The following is an 11,848-nucleotide window of genomic DNA, read 5'->3' on the forward strand; positions in this document are numbered from 1 at the left end:
AATGTTTATTGACAAAAAAATCGCCAACATGTGGCGATTTTATGAAAGAACAACAGATAAGAAAGAGGTTTAGAGGTTTTTTATTTCTGATCTGTTGGTTTAAGTGATGAACTCTAAATGCTTATGGCAACATCGCAAGATAGGTGCTTGGGTTTTTACGCTGACCATCTTGTACGATTTCATAGTGTAAATGCGCACCTGTACAACGACCTGTACAGCCAACTTTCGCAATTTCTTCACCTGCTTTTACATGCTCACCCACGCTTACTAATAAGCGAGACGCATGTGCATAACGTGTGATATAGCCATTACCATGATTAATTTCAACCATTTGACCGTAGCCATTTACCCAGCCTGAACGTGTTACAACACCTGAACCTGAAGCATAAATAGGTGTGCCACTTGGTGCAGCCAAATCAACTCCTGGGTGATATTCAGACTTACCACCAAAAACACGGGTGCCATATTGTGAACTTACACGAACAACATCAGGCAATGGATTAGCTTTCAACCAAGACATTACGCTCGAATTTGAACCTGTATTTGGAACTGAAAGATTGGCGCTACCATATTTTTTAGTAATTGAAGCGTTGTTAAATTCAACTGATTTTTGACCACGTAACTTAATATTTACAGAAGGCGTTGCATCTGCTTCATCCACATCATTGCTGTCTGCTGAGTATGAACCTTGTGCAACAGCACGGCTCAATTGCTCTAAACGATCAGTTGATGTTGGATTTGGTGTATCAATAAGATCTGCAAATGCCAGTGGTGTAGTCACCAATATGGATAACGCTAACAAAATACGGCGCATAAAAAACCTCTAAAAACTGCTTAACCTAAGCATAATAAAAAACCGCCTTGGTGCTTCTTGTTTCACTCAAAACAAACTTCTAAGATAACTTAACACAGACTTATTTGGACTCTGCCATGTCACAACCTAAAAATCTATTTCAGTCCAATCAACCCCAAGCCAAGGCTGCAAATATTCAGCAACTCACCAAACAAGTTCAATATTGGCAAATACTGACAAAAATCATTCAACCGCTTCTACCACAACCTGAATACTGGCAAGTGGTCTGTTATCAACAAGGTGTTTTAACAATCACAGGTGAAAATCAAGCCATGATTAGTCAACTGGGATATTTACAACAACACTATGTTGCACAACTTTCTCAACGAGAAGAATTTAAAGATTTACAAAAAATTCAAGTTCGTCTTCGTACAAAAAACATTCCGAAAAAATCTGTAAATAAAATTCAACCTATGTCTGCAGAAACACAACAGATGTTACAAAACGCAGCACAGTTTGTGAACGACCCTAAGCTTAGCCAAGCTATACGCAATTTGGCAAGCGTTATAGAGTAACAATGTGAATTTGGCAGGTTATTTTTCAATATTTTGCTCTTTTTTCTACATTTTACTTTTTTGTAGAGTTTAAAAACCTGCCTGAGATTTTAAGGGCTTAGCTCACGCTTACATATGGAATTGGACAGTCTGCAATGTCATTAAATGTTACAATTTCGTAATTACTTGGATCGCTCTTCACTTGATGGAGCAATTGATTGTTGAGTGCATGCCCAGATTTGTAAGCATCGAATTTTGCAATGATTTGATGTCCAAGTAGATATAAATCTCCAACCGCATCTAAAATTTTATGACGAACAAATTCATCATCGTAGCGCAGCCCTTCTTCATTAACGACACCTGTTTCATCTACACCAATCGCATTTTCTAAACTTGCACCTAGTGCTAGATTATTGGCTTTCAAAAAATCTAAATCTTTCATAAAACCAAAAGTTCGCGCATCACTCACTTCATACACAAAAGTTTCTGTTGAAAAATCAATCGTGGCAGATTGATATTCTTTCGCAAAAGCAGGATGATCAAAATCAATCGTGAAGTTAAGCTGAAAACCAGTATGCGGAGTAAATGCTGCACGCTTATCCGCAAGTGTTGCCTCAATTGGTTTTAGAATTTTAATAAATTTCTTTGGTGCATCCTGTTCAACAAGACCACCTTGCATCAATAGATAAATAAATGGCCCTGCACTCCCATCCATAATTGGAACTTCAGAGGCAGACACTTCTACAATTAAGTTATCAATTCCTAATGCTGCAATTGCACTCATCACATGCTCAATCGTTCCAACTTTGATGTCTTCACGAATCAAATTCGAACACATAAATGCTTCCTGAATCAGCATTGCATCTGCAGGCAAATCGACGGGCGGATCTAGATCGATCCGACGAAACACAATACCCGAATCAACCGTATGCGGCACAAAGTTAATCAAGACTTTTTGCCCGCTATGTAAACCAATGCCACTGGCTTTGACGACACGCTTGAGGGTACGCTGTTTCAACATCTGTTCTTGTCTTCTACCTTTACAAACTGCTCAAGATTAGCATATTTAATTATTGATAAAAAACAAAAAAGGTAGGTTGATCACCTACCTTTTTTTCTTTTAAGTGTATTGATTAATCCAATAATCACTTACCTTGTTGTTTTTTCAAGTAATCTTGAATGCTCATCGGGTTCGGACGAGCATTACCACCTGCTGGTGCAGTTGGGCGCGCAGGTACACTATTCGGCTGATACTGACGCTGAATCGCAGGAATATCGTCATCTTCTACGATTTGCTGTGGCTGTTGCATGGCAGCAGCTTGTGCCTGAGCCGCTGCTGCTTTCGCACGCGCAGCTTCCTGATTATTTGAATTACGTGTCAAACCTGTTGCGATAACCGTTACACGAATTTCATCACGCGCATCAGGATCAAAAACTGTACCAAAGAACACTTCACCTTCATCTAAATCAACAATTTGATTGACTACATCAGTGATAATTTGTGTTTCACGTAAGGTCACATCATTACCGCCAGTGATGTTAATGAGCACGCCTTTAGCATTCATGATATTCACATTATCTAATAATGGACTACGGATTGCCAAACGTGCTGCTTCTTCCGCACGGTCTGGGCCAGAGCTTTTGCCCTCACCCATCATGGCATAACCACGAGTACTCATTGCAGTTTTCAAGTCAGCAAAGTCAAGGTTAATATGACCAGGGCGAACCACCAAATCAAAAATACTACGAACCGCGTTTAATAAAACATCATCTGCTTTACGATAAGCATCTTGCATAGAAATGTCGCCATAGACATTCAGCAAGCGCTCATTTGGAATGATAATCAGTGAGTCTACAAACTGCTCAAGTGCTTCAATACCTTTCTCAGCAGACTTTTGACGACGACGACCTTCAAAATTAAATGGTGTCGTCACAACGCCAACCGTTAAAATTCCCATTTCTTTGGCAATTTCAGCAACGACAGGTGCTGCACCTGTACCTGTACCACCACCCATTCCTGCGGTTACGAATACCATATCCGCACCTTCAAGATGTTGACGAATCAATTCGCGGCTTTCTTCCGCTGCGATCTGACCGACTTCAGGATTTGCACCAGCACCTAAGCCACGAGTACTTTGTTCACCCAGTTGGATTTTAAATGGGGCATTCATGCGATCCAAGGCTTGTTTGTCAGTATTGGCACAAACAAATTTTACACCTTTAATATCAGACTGCACCATGTGCTGTACAGCGTTACCCCCGCCACCACCTACACCAAATACAGTGAAACGGGCTTGACCGTTACCGTCAGTTTGTTCGTCGTCTAAAAATTCAAATGAGGCCATGACCTTGAGTGTTCCTAATGCTTATTGGCAGCCACTTGAGCCCGTATACTGCCTTGAACGTCTATATAAAATACAATTTTTTTAGGATGCTGTGCTGAAGCCATCTTTGTCAAGTATAGAACTTTTTGCTTACAACTTCCCAACAATATCCATCATCGAAACAAACCTAGAAAATCGATTTTAGTTTATTGTTTAGTGAATTTAATCCATTTCTTAAACGACTCATCATCGTTTTATCTCCATGATCCTCTGCAACTTCAATTGCATCAGGCGTTTCGCTTTGACTATACATTAATAAGCCTGCGGCTGTAACATATTGCGAACGGCGTAAAGCGGCTAAATATGCATCATCTGCGTTCACCTGTAAAGGTGGATTGCCTAAATGTGCTGAAACTCCAAAGATTTTACGCGACAAACTGACCATGCCTTCAATTTGACAAGCATCACCAGTCAGAACAACACCATGATATAAACCATGAATTGCGCCTGTTTCTTCCAAATCTTGGCGGATAGTATTTAGAATCTGCTCATAGCGCGCAATAATGATTTCGCTCAGTTCAATACGACTAATCGTTTGCGGCCCTTCAATGCCTTGCACATGCAACATATGATCAGGTTTGACCACATTCATGTCGACACAGCCATGCAAAATCTTGATGCGTTCAGCTTCATCTGTTGTGGTTTGTAAAACCGCTGCAATATCTCGAGTAACATGCTCACCGCCAACAGCATAAGTTTTAGTGAGCGCCAAACGCCCATCTAAATATACCGCTAGATTGGTCGTACCTGCACCAATGTCGAGTAAACATACCCCATAATCTTTTTCATCTTGCAACAAACTTGCTTCAGCAGTTGCCAATGAGGAAATGACCATACGCTCAACCCCAATATTGGCGCCTTTCATCGCACGATCAAGGTTTTGCATGGTGCTGATTGGGAGCATCATCAACTGATAATGCCCTGTCATGCTATGTGCTGACATATTAATTGGATTAATCACCCATTGCTGAGAATTATCTAACTCGAAGCCTAAAGGCACAGCACTCGCTAAATAATGATCAGGTGTAATATGACTGGCTTTTGCCAACTCTAGTGCACGAACGACTTCACTGGTGGTAATCGTTTGATCTGGGTTGGTAATAGGTGTCCGTCCTGCTGCATAAAAGCTTTTTAAATCTGTACTCGGAATTGAAATCCATGCGGAATGCACACGACATTCAGCCATGTTTTCAGCTTCAGAAACTGCATTTTTAATTGCAGAAATCACTTTATCGAGACTAACGATTTTCCCTTTATTCATGCCGCGATTGCGTGCAGTTGCCATGCCAACAACCTGAATATTGTCAGGGGCATGGACTTTACCAATCAAGACTGAAACTTTATGCGTCCCGATGTCTATTGCTACAACTGAGGGAACCGCTTCACTCATTACCTATTACCATCAATTTATCATTAATTTTGGGCATTATGCCGACCAGTCTTAATGCGCTTGAGCTGTATTTGGCTCACTCGCAGGGCTGCTGGTTATCGTATTACTTGCTACAAACTGTCCATGTGAAACAGGCGCAGCACCTTTCCACTGAATGGCTAAACCATTTCGGTAACGCAGGTCAACCGTGGCAATTTGAGACCAAATTGGTTTTAGGTCTGTCCCTGCTAGCGTACTTAAACGCTGTAGTTTACTCATGGTTTGATCTTGATCAACAATAATTCGTAATCCTGAATCAAACTGCATAAACCATGTCATACGCTCAGTGAGATATAATTCTTTTAAATGAACATTAAAAGGTTGAAATAGTTGATTAATTTCATTATATCTTCGCATCATCAATTGTGACTGGCTAATTGGACCATGCAACAATGGTAAATCACCATGTGGCAGTGGCGCAGCTTCTGTATACACATCACCACTATCACTGAGTAAACGCCCTGTTCCCCAGCGTGCAATTGGATGGCGTGGGAATACTCGTACACGAATTGCATTTGGCCATGCTCGAGACACCACAACACGATCTACCCACGAAATCTCTAATGTCCGATCACGGATTTTCTCCAAGTCTGACGTGAAATAGTTATCTCGCATGATCGGTTTAACATAAGCATCAACTTGTTGAGCTTCTATTGCTGAATCATTACCCACCACTTGCAAATCTGCAACACGTGCATCTGTGATGATCTTATATAACCCATAAATTCCAGCAATAAAAACGGTTGTTGCAATAAGTAACAATATCCACCCACCCATATTGGCCATTTTCTCAGCACGAGTGGGTGGTTTTTCATGAATAGAGGTGACGGCTGCTGTGCGTGGTTTACGCCGCATTGAAGCTGGTAGTTGCGCCATAAATTAGTGAGCCACATCCGTGAGCGTTTGTTCCAAAATTGCAAGACACAAGCTGTCAAAGTCATACCCAACCGCTTTTGCAGCTTTAGGGACAAGTGAGTGACTGGTCATGCCAGGCACAGTATTGACTTCAAGCAACCAGAAATTACCTTGCTCATCTTGCATGGCATCAATACGCCCCCAGCCACTTGCGCCAACGGCTTGAAAAGCACGTAAACATAAGGTTTGTAAACGCTGTTCTTCTGACTCACTTAAACCACAAGGAATACCATATTGCACATCATTGCGCTGATATTTTGCTTCATAGTCATAGAAAGCCACATCTGCGGGTGGCTGCAAACGAATCACAGGCAATGGCTGACCATTTAATAATGAAATGGTAAATTCACGTCCCGTAATCCACTTTTCTGCCATTACAGAAGCATCATGTCGAGTGGCTTTTTCAATCGCAGCCGCAAGGTCTTCGGCTTTTTCGACCTTACTCATGCCTACGCTAGAACCTTCATGCACAGGCTTGATAATTAAAGGTAAGCCTAAGCTCTCAACCACATCAGCTAAATCTGTGTCTTTGCTAATGATACGATAAGGTGCTGTTGGCAACTCTGAACCTTGCCAAACTTGTTTAGTTTTGACTTTATCCATACCAATCGCCGAGCCTTGTACGCCCGTACCTGTATATGGAATGTTCAACCATTCAAGAACACCTTGAATCTGACCATCTTCACCGCCACGACCATGCAATACAATAAATGCGCGGTCATAGCCAACCAGTTCAGTCACACTGCGCTCTTGTGGGTCAAATGCTTCTGCATTGACACCTGAACGCAACAATGCTTCAAGAACTGCTCGACCACTATCTAAGGAAACTTCACGCTCTGCTGAACGTCCACCCAATAACACTGCAACCTTGCCGAATTTTGAAGCATTTGACACGTTTTTTATCCTTGAATCTAAGCAAATCACCCAAACGGGATTATTTTATAAATAAGCGTTTTTGCGCTAACTCAACCGAAATTGCACCCACGTTACCCGCACCTTGTGTTAATAACAAGTCATTTGGTTGTAACACTTTTTGAATGACATTTTCGAGGTTACCTTCGACTGGATCAATCAAGATCGGTTCAACTTCACCACGTAAGCGAATACTGCGTGCGAGTGAGCGACTATCTGCGCCCACAATCGGTTTTTCGCCTGCTGGGTAAACTTCAAGTAACAGCAACTGATCAACTTGCGATAAAACATCAACAAAATCATCAAAACAGTCGCGTGTACGGCTAAAACGGTGCGGCTGGAACAACATCACTAAACGGCGATCGGGATGACTTTGGCGCGCAGCTTTAATCGTCGCTTCAACTTCCTTCGGATGATGCCCATAGTCATCAACCAGTTTTACGTTACCATCGCCCAGCGCATATTCACCTTGAACTTGGAAACGACGACCAACACCGCTAAAGCCTTCCAAGGCACGACAAATTGCCGCATCAGAAACACCTTCATCGGTCGCAACACCAATCGCAGCCAAGGCATTTAAAATATTATGTAGACCTGGCTGATTGATGGTGACGCGTAATGGCTCACGGTTTTTACGCAAAACGGTAAAGTGTGAACGCATGCCATCTTGTTCAACTTCAACAGCACGAATGTCATTGTCTTCTTTAAAACCATAAGTGATGGTTGGACGACCAAAACGCGACATGATTTCACGCACATTGGCATCATCACCGCACACCACCGCCAAACCATAGAATGGCAAACGGTGAATAAACTCAACAAAGGTGTCTTTTAACTTATCAAAACTGCCTTCGTAAGTGTCCATATGGTCAGCATCGACATTGGTAATAATCGCAGCCATTGGCTGTAAAAATAAGAATGACGCATCAGACTCATCGGCTTCAGCCACAATATAGCGACTCGCACCGAGTGCAGCATTCACACCTGTACGGTTCAGCAAACCACCAATCACATAAGTTGGATCGAGGTTTTCTTCTGCCAACATGGTGGTCAGCAAACTGGTGGTTGTGGTTTTCCCATGCGTACCTGCAACCGCAATCCCATGACGATAGCGCATCAGTTCACCCAACATTTCGGCACGGCGAACCACTGGAATACGTTGTTCCAATGCTGCTTTCACTTCAGGGTTTTCATGATCAATTGCTGTCGATACCACAAGAACATTGGCACCCAATACATTTTCAGCAGCATGTCCGATATAGACTTGAATGCCTTTTGCTTCAAGATGTGCTGTGGTTTTTGAGGCTTTAATGTCTGAACCAGAAACACAGTAACCTTGGTTTTTTAACACTTCGGCGATACCGCACATCCCTGCCCCGCCAATTCCCACAAAATGAATGTGTTTGATACGGCGCATTTCAGGCACTTTGATAAGTTTGTTGACTTGATCTACTGGGGTTGTCGATGACATACGATGCTCTAACTATAATGCTTGAATTAAGTCCACCACATGTTGGGTGGCTTCTGGTTGTGCGTGTTGACGTGCTTTAATTGCCATTTCAGACAAAAGCTGACGGTTCATCAGTGGCGTCAATAACTGTTGTAAGCTTTCAGGGGTCATGCTGCTTTGCGGACAGATTTTTGCCGCACCGACACCCTCAAGAAAACGTGCATTTGCGGTTTGATGATCATCGACCGCACTTGGCAATGGAATAAAGACGGCTGCCACACCTGCGGTTGCCACTTCGGTCACGGTCAATGCACCTGCTCGGCAGATAATCAGGTCAGCATCACTATATGCTTTTGCCATATCTTCAATAAATGGAACGACTTGAACCTTTAACTGTTCAGGTGCATTGGCATAACGGGTTTGGGTTTCAGCAAGCTGCTTTTGACCACACTGATGGGTAATATGCAACGGTACATTCAACTGTTTGAATGCCTCAGGCAATTTCTCATTGAGTGCCTGCGCGCCCAATGAACCACCCACTACTAAAATATTGAGTGGTAAATGTTCTTGCTCACGGGTCTGATAACGCCACTTCGGCGTCAAAGTATCCGTAATTTCTTTACGGACTGGGTTACCCGTGGTGACCACTTTGTCTGAAGTAGGAAAGGTATTTGGAAACGCCTGACAGATTTTACTCGCCACTCGTGACAACTGTATGTTGGTAAAACCTGCGACTGCATTTTGTTCATGAATCAGTACAGGAATACCCAATGCACGGGCAGCCAAGCCGCCTGGTCCTGCGACATAACCACCAAAGCCTGCAACTACATCTACTTTCTGCTGTTTCATAAAACGCATTGCAGCCAGTGTTGCCCCTAAAATTTTAAAAGGAGCCACCAATTTGCGTAGCAAACCATTACCACGCACACCCTGAATATCAATCTGATAAATTGGAATGTTTTGGTCTTTCAATAAACGGTTTTCCATGCCTGCAGGCGTCGCCAACCATGACACCTGATGACCTTGTTCTTGTAATAATTTTGCGACGGCTAATGCTGGGAAAACATGTCCACCCGTACCCGCAGCCATCATCATAATGTGTTTAGATTTTTGTGATTGAGAATTGGTCACTGTCAAATACTTCGGCTGTGCAAGTTACATAAATTTCTAGGCTTATTTTAATCATAAAGTCATATTGGCGTGAATGATTTTCACGTCATTTAAACAAATATTGATTAATTAAAGTGATGCTGATCTTGTTCTAACACATTAGTTGTTGAATCTACAGACAAGTTATTTTTTTCGGAGCACGACAGGGTCGGTGGCATATTTTTTCCCGACATCACGCCACGGGCTTTTTTGTTGAAATTTTTCTTCTAAATAATCGAGTCCTTTCCAATACCAAGGAACCAAGCGATGTCTAATCATTGGCAATGCAGTTGGGTCTAAACCTGTCCACGGTAAAAATGGATTACGACGTGCATACGCCCAAAGTTCAATGCGGGTTGATGGACGTACACTTGTGCCACGTGCATGAAAACCATAGGTATCTGCAACCACCAAAGTATTGGCTTTTACTGCAAAGGCCTGTGGTTGTTGATACCCAAGAGCCTCAAGTTCTTCAGGTTGAATTCGAAATGATCCTCGGCGAGTCATGGCTTCAGTTTTGGCATGAATACTCAAAGATTTTTGATACTCCCATGCCAAGCGCTGATCATTGACACAATGTGAACCTGCGACATACACAAAAGGTCCCTCATCTTCAGCCACATCTTCTAAAAATAGCCAAGCCTTAACACTCGAATGAAAGGTGTCACTATGCAAATTGGTCTGAGGGTCAGGACGTGCATGACGAACATGGGAAAAAATCATCTGTAAATAGTAGACAGGTTGGACTTTAAAACTCCCTACATAGTTCAATAAATTTTGCCAATTTGAACTTGCCAATAATTGAGCAGTCACAGGTAATTGTTTTAACGCCTGTTGATCGAGTGCCATACGCCGAGTGACGGTATCGCCCTGTAACGTTTCTCGGGTTTTTAATGGTGTTGCCAATAACTCAGCTTTTAACGCTTGAAATTTGGCATCATCTAAAAAATTTTCTTTGAGAATAAAGCCATTTTTCTCAAACTGTGCAACATCTTCAACCGCAAGATGAACTGCCAATTTTTCACGGCGTTTTGCAGCCATTTCAGCGGCTTTTTGAACTCGATAGCGGTGCAGACCCAGTTCATTGAATACAGGATTGCCAAGCAGACTATTTTTTTCAAAAGATTTGGCAGATGTAAATAATGTCATGCTATCAAGCAAGGTTTGTTTTGGATGCTGTTGTAATAACTGCTTAAATTCATTGAGCGCACGCTGTGTACGCTCTTGTTGTAAGAATTTTTTAATTTTTTTCATAGTTCAGCATCAGGACAAGGGCAAATTAACGCCCTTGTTCTAACACATCAAATAATGTATCGGCAATAGACGTGCCAAACTGATGATCAATTTCACGAATACAGGTTGGACTCGTCACATTGATCTCAGTGACATAATTCCCAATCACGTCGAGTCCGACAAAGACTAAACCTTTTTCACGCAAGAATGGCCCAACCTTTTCAGCGATACGTTTGTCATTTTCAGTTAGAGGACGAGCTTCACCCAAGCCACCCGCCGCCAAGTTGCCACGAACCTCTCCATTTTGTGGAATACGTGCCAAGCAATATGGAATCGGTTCACCATTAATCATCAAAATACGTTTATCCCCTTCAACAATTTCAGGGATATAGCGCTGTGCCATAATCGGTTGCTGACCATTTTGCGTCAGAATTTCAAGCGTCGAACCAATATTCACACCATCTTGGAATAAACGAAAAATCCCCATTCCTCCCATACCATCCAGTGGTTTAACGATGACATCGCCATGCTCAACAATAAATTCGCGCATCAAACTTTGTTGTGAAGTCACCAAAGTCGGCACTTGAAGCTCTGGGAACTGAGTGGCAAATAGTTTTTCATTACAATCACGCAGCGACTGCGGTTTGTTGATGATCCATGCACCTTCACGCTCTGCCTGTTCCAAAATATAGGTGGTATAGACAAAATTCATATCGAACGGCGGGTCTTTACGCATCAAGATGACATCGTAATCTGCCAGTGATTGCTTCTGCTTTTCACCCAACTCGTAATAATGCTGATAATCTTCAAACACTTTCAGTGGCGAAATGAGACCAAAGGCTTTGCCCTGATCGATATACAAATCTTGTTGTAAAGCATATCCCAATTCATGACCACGACGGCTTGCCGCCCATAACATCGCCATAGTTGAATCTTTTTTCAGATTGACATTTTCGATGGGATCCATCACAACAAGTACGCGCATGATTTTTTACTCTCGCTATTTTTTGATGAGAAAAAGTATAGCGG

Annotated in this window: 11 protein-coding genes; 1 reads left to right on the forward strand and 10 read right to left on the reverse strand. The window is 42.4% G+C overall.

Translation table 11 applies throughout. The features are described from left to right. Nucleotides 1–121: 121 nt before the first annotated feature. Complete coding sequence (locus tag LVY74_RS07465) at nt 122–814, reverse strand: M23 family metallopeptidase (protein WP_237814558.1); 693 nt, start codon at nt 812–814, stop codon at nt 122–124. Between the two features lie 116 nt (nt 815–930). On the opposite strand from LVY74_RS07465, the gene LVY74_RS07470 reads away from it, so the two are divergent. Further along, a complete protein-coding gene (locus LVY74_RS07470) occupies nt 931–1,368 on the forward strand; it encodes a DUF721 domain-containing protein (protein WP_237814559.1) in 438 nt (145 codons plus the stop codon). Between the two features lie 97 nt (nt 1,369–1,465). Here LVY74_RS07470 and lpxC read toward each other — a convergent pair whose 3' ends face one another. The 9 genes from lpxC to gshB all read right to left on the reverse strand — a co-directional run bounded on the left by lpxC (nt 1,466) and on the right by gshB (nt 11,804). Next, nucleotides 1,466–2,368: a UDP-3-O-acyl-N-acetylglucosamine deacetylase gene (lpxC, locus tag LVY74_RS07475; RefSeq protein WP_237814560.1), complete on the reverse strand. Its 903-nt coding sequence runs from the start codon at nt 2,366–2,368 to the stop codon at nt 1,466–1,468. Between the two features lie 124 nt (nt 2,369–2,492). Next, nucleotides 2,493–3,692, reverse strand: coding sequence for a cell division protein FtsZ (gene ftsZ / locus LVY74_RS07480; RefSeq protein WP_151709809.1), 1,200 nt, complete (start codon nt 3,690–3,692; stop codon nt 2,493–2,495). A gap of 166 nt (nt 3,693–3,858) precedes the next feature. Then, on the reverse strand, nt 3,859–5,121 hold the full coding sequence (gene ftsA, locus LVY74_RS07485; protein WP_151709810.1) for a cell division protein FtsA: 1,263 nt from the start codon (nt 5,119–5,121) through the stop codon (nt 3,859–3,861). A 51-nt stretch (nt 5,122–5,172) separates the two neighbouring features. Continuing rightward, entirely contained in the window at nt 5,173–6,036 is an 864-nt protein-coding gene (locus LVY74_RS07490) for a cell division protein FtsQ/DivIB (RefSeq protein WP_237814561.1), read from the reverse strand. 3 nt (nt 6,037–6,039) lie between these two features. After that, nucleotides 6,040–6,969, reverse strand: a complete 930-nt coding sequence (locus LVY74_RS07495) for a D-alanine--D-alanine ligase (RefSeq protein WP_151709812.1) — start codon at nt 6,967–6,969, stop codon at nt 6,040–6,042. Nucleotides 6,970–7,009: 40 nt separating this feature from the next. Further along, a complete protein-coding gene (gene murC, locus LVY74_RS07500; protein WP_237814562.1) occupies nt 7,010–8,458 on the reverse strand; it encodes a UDP-N-acetylmuramate--L-alanine ligase in 1,449 nt (482 codons plus the stop codon). A gap of 12 nt (nt 8,459–8,470) precedes the next feature. After that, entirely contained in the window at nt 8,471–9,568 is a 1,098-nt protein-coding gene (murG, locus tag LVY74_RS07505; protein ID WP_237814563.1) for an undecaprenyldiphospho-muramoylpentapeptide beta-N-acetylglucosaminyltransferase, read from the reverse strand. 162 nt (nt 9,569–9,730) lie between these two features. Then, a complete protein-coding gene (locus LVY74_RS07510) occupies nt 9,731–10,840 on the reverse strand; it encodes a phytanoyl-CoA dioxygenase family protein (protein WP_237814564.1) in 1,110 nt (369 codons plus the stop codon). Between the two features lie 25 nt (nt 10,841–10,865). Beyond that, nucleotides 10,866–11,804, reverse strand: a complete 939-nt coding sequence (gshB, locus tag LVY74_RS07515) for a glutathione synthase (protein ID WP_237814565.1) — start codon at nt 11,802–11,804, stop codon at nt 10,866–10,868. Between the last annotated feature and the right edge of the window lie 44 nt (nt 11,805–11,848).

Origin of the sequence: Acinetobacter sp. ME22 (genome assembly GCF_022012315.1) — a bacterium.
GTDB lineage: Bacteria > Pseudomonadota > Gammaproteobacteria > Pseudomonadales > Moraxellaceae > Acinetobacter > Acinetobacter brisouii_A.

What these genes read in the sequence shown, in the direction of transcription:
- LVY74_RS07510 (WP_237814564.1), bottom strand. Translation starts at nt 10,840, where the DNA reads ATGAAAAAAATTAAAAAATTCTTACAACAAGAGCGTACACAGCGTGCG.
- ftsA (WP_151709810.1), bottom strand. Translation starts at nt 5,121, where the DNA reads ATGAGTGAAGCGGTTCCCTCAGTTGTAGCAATAGACATCGGGACGCAT.
- ftsZ (WP_151709809.1), bottom strand. Translation starts at nt 3,692, where the DNA reads ATGGCCTCATTTGAATTTTTAGACGACGAACAAACTGACGGTAACGGT.
- LVY74_RS07465 (WP_237814558.1), bottom strand. Translation starts at nt 814, where the DNA reads ATGCGCCGTATTTTGTTAGCGTTATCCATATTGGTGACTACACCACTG.
- gshB (WP_237814565.1), bottom strand. Translation starts at nt 11,804, where the DNA reads ATGCGCGTACTTGTTGTGATGGATCCCATCGAAAATGTCAATCTGAAA.
- lpxC (WP_237814560.1), bottom strand. Translation starts at nt 2,368, where the DNA reads ATGTTGAAACAGCGTACCCTCAAGCGTGTCGTCAAAGCCAGTGGCATT.
- LVY74_RS07470 (WP_237814559.1), top strand. Translation starts at nt 931, where the DNA reads ATGTCACAACCTAAAAATCTATTTCAGTCCAATCAACCCCAAGCCAAG.
- LVY74_RS07490 (WP_237814561.1), bottom strand. Translation starts at nt 6,036, where the DNA reads ATGGCGCAACTACCAGCTTCAATGCGGCGTAAACCACGCACAGCAGCC.
- murC (WP_237814562.1), bottom strand. Translation starts at nt 8,458, where the DNA reads ATGTCATCGACAACCCCAGTAGATCAAGTCAACAAACTTATCAAAGTG.